This is a genomic window from Paenibacillus sp. NPDC058071, assembly GCF_042885235.1.
In the GTDB taxonomy this organism is placed as follows: Bacteria; Bacillota; Bacilli; order Paenibacillales; family Paenibacillaceae; genus Pristimantibacillus.
Map to the genome: position 1 here is coordinate 121,158 of NZ_JBHVSK010000001.1, position 18,580 is coordinate 139,737.

General features: G+C 51.9%; 19 protein-coding genes. 16 read left to right on the top strand and 3 right to left on the bottom strand.

The genetic code is table 11. From position 1 onward, the window contains the following. Positions 1-4 precede the first annotated feature (4 nt). From ACFVTB_RS00495 to ACFVTB_RS00550, 12 genes are all read left to right on the top strand, one after another. Positions 5-841: a deoxyribonuclease IV gene (locus ACFVTB_RS00495; RefSeq protein ID WP_387743555.1), complete on the top strand. Its 837-nt coding sequence runs from the start codon at positions 5-7 to the stop codon at positions 839-841. After that, positions 838-1,179, top strand: a complete 342-nt coding sequence (locus tag ACFVTB_RS00500) for a cyclic-phosphate processing receiver domain-containing protein (RefSeq protein WP_387743558.1) — start codon at positions 838-840, stop codon at positions 1,177-1,179. The genes ACFVTB_RS00495 and ACFVTB_RS00500 overlap by 4 nt, the downstream gene beginning before the upstream one ends. A gap of 52 nt (positions 1,180-1,231) precedes the next feature. Next, positions 1,232-2,254 (top strand): SAM-dependent methyltransferase, encoded by a 1,023-nt coding sequence (locus tag ACFVTB_RS00505; protein WP_387743561.1) that lies wholly within the window; start codon positions 1,232-1,234, stop codon positions 2,252-2,254. A 217-nt stretch (positions 2,255-2,471) separates the two neighbouring features. Beyond that, a complete protein-coding gene (locus ACFVTB_RS00510) occupies positions 2,472-4,055 on the top strand; it encodes a serine/threonine protein kinase (protein ID WP_387743563.1) in 1,584 nt (527 codons plus the stop codon). Between the two features lie 149 nt (positions 4,056-4,204). Continuing rightward, positions 4,205-4,903 (top strand): response regulator transcription factor, encoded by a 699-nt coding sequence (locus tag ACFVTB_RS00515; RefSeq protein WP_387743566.1) that lies wholly within the window; start codon positions 4,205-4,207, stop codon positions 4,901-4,903. After that, on the top strand, positions 4,900-6,255 hold the full coding sequence (locus ACFVTB_RS00520; protein ID WP_387743569.1) for a HAMP domain-containing sensor histidine kinase: 1,356 nt from the start codon (positions 4,900-4,902) through the stop codon (positions 6,253-6,255). Before ACFVTB_RS00515 ends, ACFVTB_RS00520 begins: the two co-directional genes overlap by 4 nt. Before the next feature lie 15 nt (positions 6,256-6,270). Next, positions 6,271-7,131: a carbon-nitrogen hydrolase family protein gene (locus tag ACFVTB_RS00525; protein ID WP_387743572.1), complete on the top strand. Its 861-nt coding sequence runs from the start codon at positions 6,271-6,273 to the stop codon at positions 7,129-7,131. Between the two features lie 55 nt (positions 7,132-7,186). Continuing rightward, the gene (locus ACFVTB_RS00530) at positions 7,187-7,864 is read left to right on the top strand and encodes a GNAT family N-acetyltransferase (protein ID WP_387743575.1); all 678 of its coding nucleotides are present in this window, start codon (positions 7,187-7,189) and stop codon (positions 7,862-7,864) included. A gap of 81 nt (positions 7,865-7,945) precedes the next feature. Next, on the top strand, positions 7,946-8,620 hold the full coding sequence (locus tag ACFVTB_RS00535) for a GNAT family N-acetyltransferase (RefSeq protein WP_387743578.1): 675 nt from the start codon (positions 7,946-7,948) through the stop codon (positions 8,618-8,620). Further along, the gene (locus tag ACFVTB_RS00540; protein ID WP_387743581.1) at positions 8,617-9,399 is read left to right on the top strand and encodes an MBL fold metallo-hydrolase; all 783 of its coding nucleotides are present in this window, start codon (positions 8,617-8,619) and stop codon (positions 9,397-9,399) included. Before ACFVTB_RS00535 ends, ACFVTB_RS00540 begins: the two co-directional genes overlap by 4 nt. Positions 9,400-9,518: 119 nt before the next feature. Further along, positions 9,519-9,641, top strand: a complete 123-nt coding sequence (locus ACFVTB_RS00545; protein ID WP_387743584.1) for a hypothetical protein — start codon at positions 9,519-9,521, stop codon at positions 9,639-9,641. Positions 9,642-10,108: 467 nt separating this feature from the next. Then, the gene (locus ACFVTB_RS00550) at positions 10,109-12,073 is read left to right on the top strand and encodes an endonuclease MutS2 (RefSeq protein WP_387743587.1); all 1,965 of its coding nucleotides are present in this window, start codon (positions 10,109-10,111) and stop codon (positions 12,071-12,073) included. Between the two features lie 158 nt (positions 12,074-12,231). On the opposite strand, the gene ACFVTB_RS00555 is transcribed toward ACFVTB_RS00550, so the two are convergent. Further along, positions 12,232-12,876: a thiamine diphosphokinase gene (locus ACFVTB_RS00555; protein WP_387743590.1), complete on the bottom strand. Its 645-nt coding sequence runs from the start codon at positions 12,874-12,876 to the stop codon at positions 12,232-12,234. 213 nt (positions 12,877-13,089) lie between these two features. Between ACFVTB_RS00555 and ACFVTB_RS00560 the strand changes: the two genes are divergently transcribed. Continuing rightward, on the top strand, positions 13,090-13,725 hold the full coding sequence (locus tag ACFVTB_RS00560; RefSeq protein ID WP_387744872.1) for a trimeric intracellular cation channel family protein: 636 nt from the start codon (positions 13,090-13,092) through the stop codon (positions 13,723-13,725). Next, entirely contained in the window at positions 13,725-14,228 is a 504-nt protein-coding gene (locus tag ACFVTB_RS00565) for a low molecular weight protein-tyrosine-phosphatase (RefSeq protein ID WP_387743593.1), read from the top strand. Before ACFVTB_RS00560 ends, ACFVTB_RS00565 begins: the two co-directional genes overlap by 1 nt. A 511-nt stretch (positions 14,229-14,739) precedes the next feature. On the opposite strand, the gene ACFVTB_RS00570 is transcribed toward ACFVTB_RS00565, so the two are convergent. Then, a complete protein-coding gene (locus ACFVTB_RS00570) occupies positions 14,740-15,141 on the bottom strand; it encodes a cupredoxin domain-containing protein (RefSeq protein ID WP_387743596.1) in 402 nt (133 codons plus the stop codon). A gap of 185 nt (positions 15,142-15,326) precedes the next feature. After that, positions 15,327-16,061: an alpha/beta hydrolase gene (locus tag ACFVTB_RS00575; RefSeq protein ID WP_387743599.1), complete on the bottom strand. Its 735-nt coding sequence runs from the start codon at positions 16,059-16,061 to the stop codon at positions 15,327-15,329. Between the two features lie 409 nt (positions 16,062-16,470). Here ACFVTB_RS00575 and pdhA point away from each other — a divergent pair, with 409 nt between their 5' ends. Both pdhA and ACFVTB_RS00585 read left to right on the top strand, forming a co-directional pair. Continuing rightward, the gene (gene pdhA, locus ACFVTB_RS00580) at positions 16,471-17,550 is read left to right on the top strand and encodes a pyruvate dehydrogenase (acetyl-transferring) E1 component subunit alpha (RefSeq protein ID WP_387743602.1); all 1,080 of its coding nucleotides are present in this window, start codon (positions 16,471-16,473) and stop codon (positions 17,548-17,550) included. A gap of 48 nt (positions 17,551-17,598) precedes the next feature. Continuing rightward, positions 17,599-18,576 carry an alpha-ketoacid dehydrogenase subunit beta gene (locus ACFVTB_RS00585; RefSeq protein WP_387743605.1) on the top strand — a complete coding sequence of 326 codons (978 nt, stop codon included), beginning with the start codon at positions 17,599-17,601 and terminating at the stop codon, positions 18,574-18,576. The last annotated feature ends 4 nt before the right edge of the window (positions 18,577-18,580 follow it).

Below are 18,580 nucleotides of genomic sequence, written 5' to 3' on the forward strand. Positions count from 1 at the left end.
AAGGATGCGGATCGGCAGGCATTTGAGCATTCGCGGCGGCTACGCTGCGGCGGCAATGCAAGCGCGGGATGAAGGTCTCGCCGTTTATCAATATTTTCCGAAAAACCCTCGAAGTCTGTCGATCAAGAGGTTGGACTTGCGCGATGCGGCGAGCTGCGCCGATTTTTGCGCTCGCAACGATATCGTTTCGGTCGCTCACATGCCATATCCGGCGAATTTGGCAGCGGAGGACGAGAACTACCGGCAGAAGGTCATCCAATCGCTGCTGAACGATTTGGAAATCGCCGAGGCGTGCGGCTCCATTGGCGTCGTCGTTCACTTTGGCATTTACAAGGGTGCGGATCCGCTGCGGGGCTATCAGCTCATAGTGGCCAGCTTGAACGAAATTACGGGCGTATGGAACGGCAAGGCGAAGCTGCTGATTGAAGTGCAGTCCGGCGAACATGCGTATATGGGAACAACATTCGAAGAGCTTGCTCAGATCCGCAAGCTTTGCGATTATCCGGAAAAACTGGCTTACTGCCTCGACAGCTGCCATATGTTCGCTAGCGGACTATGGAAAGGAGCGGATGATGGCGAATGGCTGGACAAGGCGCAACGGCTGGGTGTGCTGGAATCGGTCGCTGCCGTTCATTTGAATGATTCGCGTTATCCGGCAGGCTCCAGACGCGACCGTCATGCGGCGCTCGGAAACGGTTTTGTTGGCGAGGAAAGCTTGAAATGGCTGTCTACGCTCCCGGAGCTTCGGCAAACGCCGTTTATTTTAGAAACGCCTCCGGATGAAGACGGCACCTATGGTCGGCAATTGAATCTAATGCGTGAATGGGGGACGCTTGCATGATTCATGTATATTTGGACGATTACCGGCCTTGTCCGGCCGGCTTCGTGCTTGCGCGCAACGCCGAGGAATGCAAACTGCTGGTCGATTCGGAGCCGATCGGCATCTTGTCGCTGGATTACGATTTGGGCTGGAGCGAGCCTACCGGCTACGAGGTGGTCCGCCATATCGTCGAGTCGGGCCGGTTTCCGCAGCAGGTGTACTTGCACACTTCGAGCGCAGCGGGCCGCATGCAAATGTATCATATGCTGTCGCAGCATGCCCCGATGAGCGTCAGATTGAATAACGGCCCGATGCCGGACCCGCTCCTGGAAGAGATTGCGAAGCAAGCGCGAGATTAAGCGTTCTTTTTCGCCGCCGAAGCGGTTTTATTAGATACGGAGGATTGGAAACGTGAACAAATGGATTGGCACGGCGAATCAAGGTTATTCGCCTTATGCGATAGAGGAGCTCCGGCGGCTGTTCGAACGGTTGAAAGTATCGCCGTTGGCCGCCGGAGAAGTGTTTATGGTGGAGAGTGAAGTATCCCCGGAGACGTTCGTTGATACGATTAGCAAGGAGCGGCCGGCTTTTCTTCGGCATATTCAGCCTGTTGACCGGACTTTTGAGCTGCAAGGCAACGACGCGGACTTAGAAAGACTTGCCGAAGCGGTGAGCGATGCGAAATCGAATTTAAGCGGCAAGGATGTGGCGGTTCATGTCCGGCGAAACGCTAAGACAAGCTATCCTTTCTCTGCGGCGGATACGAAAGCTGCATTGGATCGGACGCTAACGGAATGCGGGGCGGAGCATGTCGTACAAAGTCCGGATTTGATCGTTGCGGTCTATGCAGCGGAGAATGAGCTTCATGTCGGCATCGGAAGCCCAAAGGACATGCTGTCCGATTGGCCGGGCGGGGCGATCCGTTTTCAGAGGGAAGAAGGACAAATTTCTCGCGCGAAATTCAAGCTGCTGGAAGCGGAAAGAGAGTTCGGCCTCGATTACGCCAATTTCCGCGCAGCGCTAGATATCGGGGCGGCTCCCGGCGGATGGACGTCGCTGCTGCTGGAGAGAGGCGTACGGGTAACGGCAATCGATCCCGGCGAGCTACATCCATCGCTGCTTGGCAATAAGCGTCTGACTTACCTGAAGAAGAACGCGTCCGATGTAAAATTTCAGCCAGACACGTTCGATTTGCTTGTATGCGATATGAGCTGGAGTCCAATGCAAATGAGCCGGCTTGTGCTCGATTTGGAGCAGGCTCTCGTTCCGGGAGCGACGGCGATCGTCACGGTTAAGCTGATGCACCGTAAGCCGCTTCAGACGATACGGGAAGTGAAAGAGCGGATGTCAACCGCATTCGTCATTCGTCGATCAAAGCAGCTCTTTCACAACCGGGAAGAGATTACGCTCTATATGACGAAGAAGGATACATAGGTACGAATCGGCTGTTTATAAGCAGCAGCCGCCTCAATCGATATCTATTTGAAGGACGACTTCAGCTATGGTAGGATAGGGCTATATGGAAGGCAATTGAAGAAACAGGACTGGGAAAGCATCCCGATCCGACCTTGATGGCAGTTATGCGAAAAGCATGGCGCCGCAGGCGGATCGAGGTGCTTTTTTTGTTGCCTAATAGAGGAGGATGGCAGGAATGGATCGGTTTAGGTCAGCAGAGAACGGAACGGTGCTGAACGGCCGTTACCGCTTGACGGGAAAACTGGGCAGCGGCGGGATGGGCGCTGTCTATGCGGCGGAGGATTTACAGCTGTACGGAAAGCTGAGAGCGGTCAAGCTGACCGTCTCGGCTGGGGGAGGAGAGGAGCGGAGCGAGGGCCGAATGACGGAGGAAGCGGCGTTGCTAACTCGCCTCAGCCATCCGAATTTGCCGCAAATTATTGATCGTTTCACGGTTGCTGCGTTGCATGCAGATGCACTGGTCATGGATTATATTTACGGAGAAGATTTGTCCGGTCGATTCGCACGATTCGGTAAAAGGCTGCCGTTTCACGAAGTGCTGCAAACGGCGCTGCAGCTTTGCTCGGCACTCGATTACCTTCACCGGCAAACGCCGCGAATTATTCATCGCGACTTGAAGCCCTCCAATGTGATGATCGAGGAAGGCGGCCATATTCGCCTGATTGATTTCGGCATTGCGAGACAGTATAAACTCGGTTACGGCGAGGATACGGAGCTGCTAGGCACGCCCGGCTTCGCGGCGCCCGAACAAGCGAGCGGGGACATGCAAAGCGGACCCTGTACCGACATCTATGGTCTAGGCGCTTTGCTTTTCTATTTGCTGAGCGGTGGACGATATTATCGCTCGGATATTATACTTCGCGGCGACCCGATGCATGCGCTGCAGGAGGATACGCCTCCTGTGTTTAAAACGCTGCTAGGGAAAATGTTGCAGGAGAGACCGGGCAATCGGTGGGCTTCAATGGCGGCATTGGAATCTGAATTGGAACGGCTGGCTCGAAATGAATCGGTCAACAGACCGTTGGTACATACAGTGCACCGAGAACCGGCGCGGAAGAGGCCGCAAGTTTCTTTTCTGTCCTTATCGCCCGGAGCCGGCTCAACTTTTGTGGCCATTACAGCGGCCAAGCTGCTGGCAGAATCCGGGGTGGCATGCGCCGCGGCAGAAATTCCTTCTTCCCGCCCAGAGTGGCAAATTTTACTGAACGGTACAGCTTCTTCCTTGCAACGGAATGAGATGCCGTTCGACTCCTGGTCGTCCGGGGGCCTGCATTGTTTCGCACCGCCTTATACGAATACGGGGATGGCGAACGACAGCTTAGAAAAGCTAAAAGTGCTGCTTGGACAAGCCCCCGGCCGAACGGCGCTGCTCGACATGGGCAATGCGCTGGAGCAAGACGAATGCTGGCCTTGGCTGCTGCAGTCGCAAACGGTGTTTGCCGTTGCCGACCCGTATCCTTCCAAGTTACGGACTGAAAGGCTGGATAAGCTGGAAAAACTGTCCTGGGAGCTGGAGTCGAATGGAGGCAAGCTGTACTGGATTGCCAATAAGGCCGTACCTTTCAAAAGGCAAGCGGATTGGCTAACGATGTTTGGAAAGCCGCCGCTTGCCGCCATTCCGCAATTGCCTGCCGAGAAATGGCTGACGCAGCTATGGAGAGGCAAATGGGCGACGGACGACCGCACGCTAAAGGGGCAGTTGGACAAAGCGATGCATCCCATTTTGAGAGAGATCAGGAGAGGGCTCGATACAAAATAAGCTGTGCTGTGCTATAATAATGCGGGAAATATCGATATGGCGGCACAAGGAGCGCCGTCTCTATTGCTTGCAATTACGATTAAGCTTCACTATTATATTTTTATTACAGGTTCGGCAACGAACCGTGAGGAAGCAGGTGAACAACTAGAATGAACGATCGCGTCCTAGTCGTAGAAGACGAAGCGGGCATCGCCCGCATTTTGCAGCTCGAGCTTGAGCATGAAGGATATACAGTTGGCACCGCCGCTGATGGAAGAACCGGCTATGAGATGGCCTCTTCCGGCGAGTGGGAATTGGTTCTGCTGGATGTGATGCTGCCCGAGCTTAACGGCATCGAGGTGCTTCGCCGCTTGCGGCAAGCCGGCAACCCGGTTCCGGTAATTTTGCTTACGGCAAGAGATACGGTGCCCGACAAAGTAAGCGGATTCGAGCATGGCGCTAACGATTATATTACGAAGCCGTTTGCGATGGAGGAATTGCTGGCGCGTGTTCGCAACATTTTGCGCATTTTCCAACAGTATCCGAAAGAGTCGGAGGGCTCTGATCAGATTAAGGTCGGCGACCTGACGATTGAGCTGCGGACGAGAAAAGTATTCCGCAAAGATATTCTTATCGAATTGACGCCGCGTGAATTTGAGCTGCTCGTTTACTTGGTTGAGAACAAGAACGAGGAGAAGTCGCGCGAGGATATATTATCAGAAGTATGGGGTTATGATTTTATCGGCGAGACGAATCTGGTCGACGTGTACATCCGTTATTTGCGCCAAAAGCTGGACAAGGGCTATCGGCACAAGCTTATTCATACCGTACGCGGAGTCGGCTATATGATTAAGGAGCCAGACGCATGACGCTGCGTAAACGATTTACGCTTTTCACCATTTTTTGGTTAATCTTTATATTGATTTTATTTAATATTTTCGTTTATTTCTATGTCATTAAAATAACGACGGAAAGCGAAGAACGCGTCATTGGCAACAAGGTCAATCTCATGCTGGAAAATCCGCTCATTCAGAACGGCAAGGGCATGTACGACCCCGATCTGCTAAGCGAATATTACAACGTGAACGAGATGATTCGCATCGTGCTGCCGGACAACAAAGTTGTCAACATTACCGGTTCCGATCCGGTGCTGTTGAACTTGCCCGTTGTCTTTCAGCGGCAGCACGATACCGGCATGATTTCGAAAAGCAGCGAACGGATCTTGTATATGCGCATTCCGCTATACGACGGTCCTGACATCGTCGCGATGCTAGAGGTCAATCGGGTGCTCAACGAGCTAGACGATTACTTGCAAATTCTCGTAGCGGCGCTCACGGTCACGAGCGCGGGCGCTATTCTGTTCTCGATCTTCGGCACGTACTGGTTTACATCGCGCTTAACGGCGCCGATGCAGCAGATGGTCAATACGATGCGGGAAATCGACCGCAGCGGCAAGCTCCGCAAAATCGAATCGACCAGTTCCGAGGAATCGGCCGAGCTGCAGCAGCTTGTACGGGCGTTCAATCAAATGATTGAGCGGCTGGATCGAACGTTCGAGCGGCAAAAGCAGTTCGTCGCTGACGCCTCCCATGAGCTGAAAACGCCGCTTACTGTTATTAGCAGCTATGCAGGCATGCTAAAACGGTGGGGACGAGATGACGAAAATGTCCGCAACGAAGCGATCGACGCCATCGACCGCGAAACGTCGCGGCTGCAGAACTTGACCAAGTCGATGCTGACGCTTGCGGAGGCGGAACGGGAGGACTGGCTGCGGCAGGAATTGTTTGATGTTGTACAGGTCGTGAACGAGCTGTCGGGCATGCTGCAAACGACGTTCCAGCGTCCAATCCGCGTGAAGGCGGCAGCGAAGACGATCCGCATGTACGGGGATAAGGAGAAGATCAAGCAGCTGCTCGTTATCCTGCTCGACAACGCGATCAAGTACAGCAAGGATCCGATTGAAGTAAACATTTCCTTGATGAAGAACATCGTCAAGATCGAAGTGAAGGATAAGGGCATCGGCATACCGGAAAACGAAATTCCGCATATGTTTGAGCGATTTTATCGCGTAGACGGCGCAAGGAGCAGAGCGACCGGCGGCGTCGGCCTCGGTTTGTCAATCGCCAAGCGAATCGTCGACATGCATGAAGGGAAAATCGACGTATTCAGCTTGCCGGATCTCGGCACGACCATTTCCCTTCAGTTCAAACAACGGAAGTAGAGGAGCGGGATGAGGTTGAAATACCGGGTAGCATCGGTGCAATACAAACTGGCCGACATTGCTTCATTTGAGCAATTCGCCGAGCAGGTGACGCATTACGTACGCAACGCTTCGGAGTACGGCACGCAATTTATTTTATTCCCCGAGTTTATGACGACGCAGCTGCTGTCGATCGGAGACGGGGAAGGAAAAGCGCTGACAATCGACCGGCTTCCCGAATTTACGGAAGCGTACGAGACGTTGTTCGCCTCGCTTGCTGCCGAATACGGGGTCTACATTGTAGGCGGGACGCATGTCGTAGACGTGGGAGACGGCAAGCGGCAAAATACGGCGCATCTCTTTCACCCGAACGGCCAGATCGACCGACAACCGAAAATCCATTTGACGCCGACGGAGGTTTCCGAATGGAGCATGTCGCCAGGCGATGGGCTGAATGTGTTCGAAACGGCTTTCGGCACAATCGCCATGCTGACGTGCTACGATATCGAATTTCCTGAAATCGTAAGGATGGCGCGGGCTAAAGGGGCGGACGTCATTTTTTGTCCTTCTTGCACGGATGACCGTCACGGCTTCCATAGGGTTCGTTACTGCTGCCATGCGAGAGCGGTTGAAAATCAAGTATACGTCGTTACGACCGGTACGGTTGGCGCGCTGCGAAAGGTTGATTTTATGCGCGCTAATTACGGTCAAGCGGCGATTATCGCACCGAATGACATCCCATTTCCGCCAGGCGGCATTCTCAGCGAAGGGGTGATTAACGACGATATGCTCGTCGTTGCGGACCTCGATCTTTCGCTGCTTGAGGACGTCCGGGCTGGCGGCTCGGTTACGACGTGGCGCGACCGGAGAACCGATTTGTATCCGGATTGGTCTTAGTTTTTCATTTCAATGAATCTGCCGAATTTGTTCGGAAGTGAGGGAGGAAATTCTCGTGAGAAAACGTCTATACGTATTTCGGGAAGACGGCAAACCGGCTGAAGCAATTATTCGCCGGTATAACGAAGAGGATTTCGAAGCGCTGATCGAAGTGCAGCGCCAAAGCTTTCCGCCCCCTTACCCCGAGGAGCTTTGGTGGAATGTAGATCAGCTGCGCGAGCATATCGGCCGTTTTCCGGAAGGCGCTTTATGCGCCGAAATGGACGGCCAGATTATTGGCTCCATGACCGGACTGATTGTGGACATGGCCGATTACGAACATGCTCATAGCTGGGAAACGGTAACGGACAGCGGCTACATCCGCAATCATAACCGTTTCGGCGATACGTTGTACGTAGCCGATATATGCGTCGTTCCAGCCTATCGCAAAACGGGTATTGGCAAATGGCTTATGCAAACGATGTACGAAACGGTTGTTGCTTTAAAGCTGCGCAGGCTGCTCGGCGCCGGACGCATGCCGGGCTATCATCTGGCAGCCGGTCAGATGACGCCGGAGCAGTATGTGCAGAGCGTCATGTCCGGCGAGCGGAGAGACCCGGTCATTTCGTTTCTGCTGCGCTGCGGACGCACCCCGGTCGGCATCGCCTCTCATTACTTGGACGACGAGGAGTCATGCGGCAACGCGGTTCTGATGGAGTGGGCCAATCCGTTTGTGTACGGGGAACAGCCGTGAGGCATAAGTATACATGTTGTAAGCTGCAAGCAGATTATAGATAGATATATGACATAGAGGTTTGGAAGGGAGAGTGAACGTATGCGTTATTATCGCATCACTTCAATCGAAGATCGTTATTTTACCGAGCTGCATGCGCTTTTGAAGCGTATTTTCCCGCCGGAGGAAGTGCTTGCTTATGAACTGTGGCGAGAGCCGCTGGAAGACCCAAGCATCCATGTTTACGTTGCTATCGACGAGGACGATCGAGTGATTGGTTCTACCGAATACCGGTACTATCCGCATTTCCGGACGGCGATGACCGATTTCACCATTATCGGCGAAGCAGGCAAAGGGATCGGACGATTTCTCATGCGCAATCGTGAAAAGGATTTGGCGCGTCTCGCGCTTCAATCCGGCACGGAGCCGCTCGGCATGTTTGCCGAAATTTACGACCCTCAGTCGGCGGAAGAGCACGGCTTTGGCGGCGTAACGCCAATGAACCCTTACGTCAGACGTGAAGTGCTTTCCCATATGGGCTATAAAAGGCTTAATATCGACTACGTTCATCCTTCTTGGGACCATGAAGGTGAAGCGGTCGAAGGTCTGAATCTGAGCTTCTTGCCGGCAGACGAGGAGCTGGACCGGATTCCAGCCGAGCTTGTCGTTCGTTTCCTGCAAGAGTATTATTCGGCGCTGCCGAATAAGCCGGACGCTTGGCATGCGATGGTAGACGCGCTTCGGGAAATGGAGCAAATCGAGCTGTTGCCGTTATGATGCAGGTAACGTTTCGCGGCACGGGAGACTCGATGGGCGTTCCTCGCGTCTATTGCGATTGCGAAGTATGCGAGGAAGCGCGGTCGTCAGCAGGCGGTGTCAATAGGCGCTTGCGGTCGCTTGTGCAAATCGAGGATGAAGAGAGCGGCACAACGCTGATCGACTGCGGGCCGGATTGGGGCAGACAAATGGAGGCGGCGGGTCTTCGCGACATCCACCGCATTTTGTTAACCCACGCCCATTTCGATCATATTGGCGGTCTGGTAGAGTGGGCTGACGCCTGCCGCTGGACGGGTCGCCAAGGAACGGCTTATGCGCCAGCGGAAGTGATTGTCGAGGTTTTGGCCCGTTTTCCATGGTTAGGCAAGCAGATTCAGTTCGTAGAAGCCGACAAGCCGTTTCAGCTCGGTGGATGGACGGTCAGCTGCTGGCGTGTTCATCATGGGAAGAACGGCTATTCGTACGCTTATCGTTTCGATGAAGTGGAGACGGGTGCAAGCTGGGCATACTGCTCTGACGCGATCGGGCTGACAGAGCAGCAACAGCAGCCGCTCTACGGATTGGATGTGCTGGTGCTCGGAACGAGTTTTTACGAGGAGCCCTATCCATACGAAACGCGCTCCGTCTATGACGTGAAAGAAGCTCTGGAGCTTATTGAAGAGTGGAAGCCGCGCCGCGTATTTTTCACGCATTTATCGCATGATATTGATCTGCGCCAGTTTTATCCGCTGCCGGAATGTGCGAGGTTTGCTATTTCGGGATTATCGTTTGCGCTCTGACTGGCGCATGAGTAAGACGTATTCGTTTCCGCTATGTGTGGTGGGGAGGGAATACGTCTTTTTCGTTTGCGGAGATGCTGGTTTCAGTGCGTTTGCAATCGCTGTAGGAGCTGCAGTACATGGTAGAGAAAGTTTTGTTGGTTTCGTTCCTTGCAGGAGCAAGTGCTTCCACTAAGCAGCCGTTAAAAGCAATTTATGCGTTTCTAGAAGAGTTGGGATACGCTCATCAAAGTTCGTTTTAAGGAATTGGGCGACGAAGACGTTTGACAAAATGAGCACAAATGTAATACAGTAAAAACAGAAATTTGGATTGTCATTCCGAAAGGGGCCATTTTAATGATTACGGGTGTTCTTAACTCCTAATTGGATAGATCGGACGCGTGCCGCATGTATGCGGCTGGCCAGTTGACTTGCCGAAATGAAATCGGCATGTTTATTTAACTGTGCGACAATCGCGAGTCCGATGCCAAGAGTTAAGAACATGTGGACTCCGACTGAATGACATCAGCGGCTCACCGTGCTCTTGCAGCACGGTTTTTTGCGTTTTCTTAAAGGGATAGCAGTTGGGTATGCGATTTTTATCGCAGCCCGCCCTCATGCTGGCTCCCTTTAGGCAAAGGCGGCCGAGGTCATGAAAAAGAACGGGAGCGCGCATGCGTCCCGTTCTTTTTTTATGCCTATTTCGAATATGCCAAAGGAGCGATCTTATATGAATGAACGATCTATGAATCGATTGGAATACGGGAAAATGAAGGAGAAGCTTGTATCCTATGCGGTATCGCCTGCTGGAAAAGAGTTGGCTGAGCGGCTTGCGCCAAGCGTTGTACGCAATCAAATCGCTGCCTGGCTGACAGAAACCGAGGAAGCGTCGGCCATGCTCGCAACAGGAGCGAGCGTACCGCTGTCCGCTATGGAGGGCATAGACGCGCTGCTTATGCTGCTGGGCAAAGGCAAGATTTATGCGGAGCAAGAGCTGGAGCTGCTGCTCAAGTGGCTCGTTTCGGTCGGCCAATTGAAACGATATATGGACAGCAAGCGTCAGTTGACGCCGACGATTGCCGGTTATGCCGATTCGATGTATGACTTGCCGCAGTTTCGTCAAGAACTGGATCGATGTATTCGTTTCGGAGCCGTTACCGATCAGGCAAGCGCCAATATGGCGGCGATCCGACGTCAAATCGCGTTGATGGAGGATCGAATTGAACGCAAACTCGAGGCTTCGTTATCGAAATACAAGTCGGCGCTGCAGGAGCCGATCGTCAGCAAACGAAGAGGACATTCCGTTATCGCAGTCAAAAGGGAGCTGCGCAAGCAGGTGCCGGGAACGGTATGGGATGAATCGGCCAGCGGACAGACGCTATTCATCGAACCGATCGATGTAGCAGGGCTGCAAGAGGAGCTTCGGCAATGGAAGGCAGACGAGGAACGCGAGCGAACCGTTATTTTGTCCGGATTATCCGATCTGGCGGATGAGAACGCCGCACAGCTTCGCGGCAATTCGGAAGCGATGGCGGTATTGGATTTTATTATGGCGAAAGGCAAGCTTTCCAGGTCTTACGGCGGACAAAAAGCGGTTTTGACCGATGAACCGGTCGTTCGGCTTATTCAGGCCCGCCATCCATTGCTCGGAAACGAGAGTGAGCCTTTGACCGTCGAGCTTGGATTGCGCTGGAAACAACTCATTATAACGGGGCCAAATACGGGCGGTAAAACAGTGGCTCTGAAAACAATAGGTTTGTTGACGCTGCTCGTGCAATCTGGCCTGCTGCCGCCAGCAGAGGAGGGAAGCCGATTCGGGATTTTCACGGAAGTATTGGCCGATGTAGGAGATGGACAGAGCATGGAGCAATCGCTCAGCACCTTCTCCTCGCATTTGACCATACTGAAGGAAATGCTGGAAAAAGCGAACGACCGCTCGCTTCTCCTGCTGGACGAGATGGCAGCCGGAACCGATCCAGGTGAAGGGATTGCTTTGTCAATTGCAGTACTCGAAGAACTGCTGGCGCGTCGATCCCTCGTAGCGGCTACGACACATTTCAACGAGATCAAAACATTTGCTTCAACTGCTCCGGGTTGCATGAACGCTCGCATGGCTTTTGATCCGGTTACGCTAAAGCCGCTGTACAGGCTGGAAGTGGGAGCTGCTGGTGAAAGTCAAGCTTTTGCAATTGCTAGCCGCATCGGACTTCCGGAGAAGGTGCTTGAACGAGCTAAGCTGCTTGTGCAGGAGAGGACGCCCGCTATTCCAGCCGAATCGCTGCTTAATCCGACACGAGTACCACCGCATATCCTCGATAATGCTATAAGCGATATAGAGGTCGTATACGAGACGAAGGTGACTGAAGCATCCGTTAGGTCAAATCCCCAGCAAACGAAGCCGGCCGTCAGCGAATTCCGTCAAGGCGATGCGGTTTGGATTTATCCGCTGCGCAGACACGGCATCGTATTCAGGCCGGCAAACGAGCGGGGCGAAGTGATTGTACAGGTAAAAGGAGAAAAGCTGAAGTTTAATCGAAAGCGCCTCAAGCCGTACATTGCGAAGGAGAAGCTGTATCCGGGCGAGGATTACGATATGGACATTGTTTTCGATACGAAGGGAAATCGAAAAATACGCAAGCTGATGAGCCGCAAGCATATAGAAGGGCTGCAGATCGAAATGAACCCAGAGGAGTAGAGAGGCGAGGATGCTGGTTTTGGTCGAAGTGGGATGCAGGATGATCCAACACTGAGGAAGTACGATGAGTACTTACTTCGCTAAAAATACTTCGCTAAAATACAACAACGCCCGCAAGAGGGAGTTATGACAAGAGCCGCCGAAGCGGCTCTTGTCGGTTAATCCTTGCTGCGAATAATGAGAAGCTGACCTTCGCGCCATTCGACGATGCCGGTTTGTTCGGCAATAACGTTGCTTATACCGAGCGATTGGCCGGTCTGCAGCGTGGCGTCGTTAAGCGGATATTGAAAGCCGTGCAAGTAGATGCCGGTTACACGCGATGAGAAGGGAAGCAGCGACATATGCGAATAGTCTTTTTTCTCGACCGTCACTGCGGCTGGCCCTACCGCCAACTGAATGGCATTATGTTCATCGAAAATGTATGCCGGAATGTTGTGCTCTACTGCCAAGGCCAACAGTTGGACATTGGCGAGCGTATGGTCGAAGCGGCTTCCGAGCGCGCCAATCAGCACAATTTCATCCGGGCGAAGCTCCAGTGCATGGTGAAAAGCCAGCTCTGTATCCGTGTAATTTTTGTCAATCGGGTCGCAATCAAGCGTTTCCCGGCTTATTTGTCGGATTTGCTCCATTTGCTGAGGTGTTACGGAATCGAAATCGCCGATAGCGAGATCTGTGATTAGGCCGTGTTCGATCAAAAATGATGCGCCCCTGTCCGCACCTATCAGCTTGTCATCCGGGCGGATATGGGCAAGAGCCCAGTCGTCGAGGCTGCCTCCTGTAAATATAACGACTCGGTTAGTCATGAATATTAGCCCCTTTCGAGCGGTTGCAAGGTTAGTCGCTGTTGAACAGTATACTGCCAAATACCGAACAAAAACCAGCTTTTAACCGAAATATGCCGGATTTTCGTGAAAATTCTCATTGCGTAACAGGGTGTCCGCGGATAAAATGGGAAAGGACAGAATTAATGCCCGGATAGCGGGATCGGAACGGAAGCGGAGGAGGAACGGTTGGATATTGATATTTTTGCCGTATTCAGCATTATCGGCACAGTCGCTTTCGCAGTCAGCGGCGCGGTTGTGGCGATGGAAGAGGAATACGACATTTTGGGCGTATTCGTGCTCGGTCTTGTGACGGCATTCGGCGGGGGCGTCATCCGCAATTTATTGATCGGTATTCCGGTTACGACGTTGTGGAATCAAGGGCATCTATTTAAAATCGCGCTGATTGCGATGCTGATTGCCTTTATTTTACCGTCCAGGTGGATCGTAACATGGCGGAAAAGCGAAGCTTTTTTCGACGCAATCGGACTTGCCGCCTTCGCGATTCAAGGCGCGTTGTATGCGACCGAAATGAAGCATCCGACAAGCGCGGTGCTTGTGGCGGCCATGCTTACAGGGATTGGCGGAGGAATTATCCGCGACGTGCTGGCGGGCAGAAAGCCGCTGGTGCTGCGAGATGAAATTTATGCGGTTTGGGCTATGCTTGCCGGTCTCGTCATCGCGCAAGGCTGGTTTCATTCCACCATTCATCTTCTATTTCTTTTCGTCATTATTATTACGCTGCGTATGCTCTCCGTTCACTATAAATGGAAGCTTCCTAGACGCTCGCTCAAACAAAAAATTATCCAGAAGAAAGGGGAAACGGTATAATGTCGAATGTTCGGGTTTTATTTGTTTGCTTAGGCAACATTTGCCGGTCGCCGATGGCGGAAGCTGTCTTCCGCAGCAAGCTGCAGCAGGCGGGTTTGGATGGAATCGTTGAAGTGGATTCGGCGGGAACGGGCGATTGGCATATCGGCCATCCTCCGCATGAAGGCACCCGCAAGCAGCTTGACTTGAAAGGCATATCCTATGCCGGGATGAAGGCCCGGCAATTTATCGGACAAGATAACGATCAGTTTGATTACATCGTTTGCATGGATACCAAGAACGAGAAGGACGTACGAGAGTTGATTGACGGCGCTGTGTCCGGTGCGGATAAGGGCAGAGGCGCGGAAGTGCTCACTTTCATGTCATTGCTGCCGGAAAAGGGTATCGTCGATGTGCCGGACCCTTATTACACTGGTAACTTCGACTATGTTTATGAACTGGTGGACGAAGGGTGCGACAGACTGCTGGAACAGGTTCGCAGCGCGTTGAAAGGAAGTAACTAATCTCGAATCGCTGGCAGGGGCAGAGCAGGGTGGCTAGACTTGTTCCCTTGCATCTTGTTAGTTAGCTGGCTGCCTCGGCTCCGCTTCCTTTGCGAGTTACCTTATCATATTGTGCGGCTAAATAAATGCCTTTCCGCAGTTATTTGGCCTGGAATTAACCTAGAATGTGGGAATAACTGCCTTTTGGCAGTTATTTTTCTTTATATAGACTCAACCGACGGTTTAAGCCAGGAAATAACTGCAAAAAGGACGTTATTGGGCAATGGGGGGCGTGAATCGAGGAAATAACTGCGTTTTTGCATTTATTCCTCCGTGAGTTGGCGCAAACGACGAACGGCGTGGTATGGTCAGGTGTAACGAGTAAAAGTAAGAGCCAGTTACTTGGCCCACGTCGAGCATAGAGTAGGAGCTACTGCCTTAAGCGCCCGCTAGCGTGTGGAACGAGACCAGCATTCCATCTAAAAAACAAAACCGGTCCGCGCTATCGCGAACCGGTTTTGTTTTAACTACCTTAAGAAACGACGAGAGTGCCGACCATATCGTTATGGCCGGAACCGCACTGAATCGAACAGTGGAAAGCATAGCTGCCCGCTTTGTCTACGGTAAACGATTTGGTTTCGCCGCTCTTCAAATTTACGTTCAGATCGGGAATTTCAATGCCGTGGTTGCCGCTGACGTTTTCCATTTTCAAGTTGATGGTATCGCCGACGTTCACTTTAATTTCTTTCGGATTGAACTTCCAGTTCTCGGCTTTGATCGTGATGTCTTTAGTACCTCCGGCTGGTGCGCCGGCGTTACCGCCCCCGTTATTCGTTCCGCCGTTGTTGGCTTTGTTGCCGCCGCCGCATGCGGTCAGCATAATCATAATGGCGACAGCCGCCATGATCGCGAACAAGCGATAATTGTTGCGCATGTTGCAAATCCTCCTGTATCTCAGATGGTGGAGGCAGTCTAGCAGGCGATGCGTTCCATGATCGGCCTTGCCGCATAACCTCATCGGAATTAGGCTTCCCTAAAGGACGGCGGTTTAATCCAATGACTCCAAACAAAAGGCCCGCCGATGATAGAATGCTTCATCATTGGCGGGCCTAACAGCCGTTACTGACCTAGAAAGTAAAGGAGCGCTTCAGGCAGCTCCTTCTGCCAAAAGCCCCATTGATGCTGACCATTCAATTCTTTATAGGAGAACCGCGCACCGCGCTGCTTGAGCAGCTCCCGGGCATGGCGGTTAATGTCGACAAAGTTCATTGGTCCTGTTTCCGTCTCATAAGCGGTTTCCTGCAAGCCGACGATCATATAAAGCTCAAGCCAGCTTAAATCGGTCTGCGACGCCATTATATCGCGGGAACGATCATAATAAGCGCCAGAAAGCGACATTACTCTCGTGAACAGTGCAGGATAATTCAGCGCCAGATGGAAGGAGACGGTGCCTCCGAGCGAGTCCCCGGCCAATAAGCGTTCCGCAGGCTCGCGGCGAACCGGATATTTTTCTTCTATATAAGGAAGCATTTCTTCCGCAAAAAAACGGATGTAGTTGTAATGCCGCTCGCCGTCCGGTGAATATTCCGAGGTGCGCTGTGATTTGTCGACATCGACGCCGACGATAATAAAGGGCTCAGCCCCTTCATCCAAAATGAGTCGGTTGGCTGTCGTAGCAATACGGCCGAAATTGAAAAAATCTTCTCCGTCTTGGCAATAAACGACAGGGTAAGTCAATATTTCGTTGTAGCCTGGAGGCAAATAAACGCGAAGATTGCGCTGTCCCTCCGGCAAGTAGCGGCTAGGAACGACTTCCTTGACCACTGTTCTTTTTAAATAACGTTCGTCTGTCATTTCGGTTCTCCTGTCTATTTGAATGGATTAGTCAACTTGTGGGTAAACAATAGTAAGGTGAAGGGTGATTGGCCCCGATGTCATAGTTGCGCATCGAAAGCCTGTTTACTTGCCAGCGGCATGTAGGAGTGCAGAAGCGCCCCGAAATGAGCGGCAGTCAGACATAATGTTTGCTTTACGCTTACATTTATGCGCCATGACTAGGAAAATGATGGAGTTGTACTACGCTGTTATACAGAAAAATATAATCTGTTACATATACAATTTCTTAATATAATCGGTTGTATAAGCGAAAAAACAGCGGTTTTTTTGTTTTTTGCTTTGACCATTTTCGGTAAACAGGTTTATAATAATTCTATAACAGAGTACAGTAATATTCAAATATTAATGATTGAGGTGAGCGTTCAAAATGAGCAAATTGCTAAGCAAACTGCCCTATGAAGTTCAAACGGAACCTGTAAAACCGCTATCCGTATTGTCGCTCGACGGAGACGTTGTCAACCCGGAATATATGCCGGAGCTTACAGATGATCAATTGAAAGAAGTTATGTACCGTATGGTATTTACGCGCACTTGGGACGAGCGCGCTGTTAACCTCGGCCGTCAAGGACGCCTTGGATTTTATGCACCAGTATCCGGCCAAGAAGCTTCGATGATCGGCAGCGAATACGCGCTGAACAAAGACGACTTTATTTGCCCGGGCTATCGCGATATGCCGCAGCTGGTATGGCATGGCTTGCCGCTGCACCAAGCTTTCCTTTATTCCCGCGGTCATCAGCACGGCGGACAAATTCCGCAAGACGTGCATGTCCTGATGCCACAAATCATCATCGGCGCGCAAGTGCTGCATGCAGCAGGCGTGGCGATGGCGTTCAAGAAACGCAATGAGAAGCGCGTAGCGATCGCTTATACAGGCGACGGCGGTTCATCGGAAGGCGATTTCTACGAAGCGCTTAACTTTGCCGGCGTATTCAAACTGCCAGCAATTTTCGTGGTGCAAAACAACCGTTTTGCCATTACAACTCCTTACGAAAAACAAACAGCTGCGCTTTCTGTTGCGCACAAATCAGTTGCAGCAGGCATCACTGGCGTACAAGTCGACGGTATGGACGTACTTGCTGTCATCAAAGCGGTTTCGGAAGCTGCCGAACGCGGTCGCAACGGCGAAGGCGCGACGCTGCTTGAGCTGCTGACTTACCGTTTCCGTCCGCATTCGATGTCCGATGACACGACGAAATACCGGACGAAAGAAGAAGAAGCGGAATGGAGCCTCAAGGATCCACTCATTCGCTTTGGCAAATTCTTGGAGAAAAAAGGCCTCTGGTCGGAAGAAGATACGGCTCGCGTGAAGGAAGAAGCGAAAGCTGCCGTTAATGAGAACATTAAGAAAGCAGAAGCAACGGAAAAAATGTCCGTAAGCGGCTTGATCGATTCGATGTTCGAAACGACTCCGAAATACTTGGAAGAGCAAAAAGCTGACTTTCAATAAGATAGGCTGATGATTTGCGGAAGCAAAAATGAGGGAGGATCTGACGAAATGGCTCAAATGAATATGTTGGAAGCGATCCGCGACGGATTGCGCGTGGAGCTTAAACGTGACGAAAACGTACTCGTCTTCGGTGAGGACGTAGGTAAGGTCGGCGGTGTATTCCGCGTAACGGAAGGGCTGCAGCAGGAATTCAGCGAAGATCGCGTATTCGATACACCTCTTGCCGAATCGGCGATTGGCGGCTTGGCGGTAGGAATGGGTCTGCAAGGTTTCCGTCCCGTTGCCGAGATTCAATTCGTAGGCTTCATCTACGAAGCGATGGACCAAATGTTTATTCAAGCGGCGCGCATGCGCTATCGTTCGGGCGGACGCTACAATTCCCCGATCGTATTCCGTACGCCTTTCGGCGGCGGTGTAAAAGCGGCTGAATTGCATACTGATTCTTTGGAAGGCTTGGCGGTACAAACGCCGGGCATCAAAGTTGTTATTCCATCCAATCCATACGATGCAAAAGGTTTGATGATCGCGGCAATTCGCGACAATGACCCTGTTTTCTTCATGGAGCATTTGAACTTGTACCGCGCATTCCGCGCCGAAGTGCCGGAAGGCGAATACACAGTTGAGATTGGCAAAGCAAACGTTGTCCGCGAGGGCAGCGACGTAACGATTATCGCTTACGGCATGATGGTTCATACAGCTGTGAAAGCGGCGGATGAACTGGCTGCACAAGGCATCAATGCAGAAGTCATCGATCTTCGCTCGCTTGTGCCTCTCGATATCGACACGATTGTCGCGTCCATTCAAAAAACGAACCGTGCGATCGTCGTGCAAGAAGCGCAAAAAACATCCGGTATTGCAGCCGAAGTAATTGCGCAAATCAACGAAAAAGCGATTTTGCACCTGGAAGCTCCTGTTCTTCGGGTAGCCGGTCCAGATACTATATATCCGTTCGCACAAATCGAGGATCAATGGCTTCCTACGCCAGCTCGTATTGTCGACGCTGTCAATAAAGTAATTAACTTCTAATTAT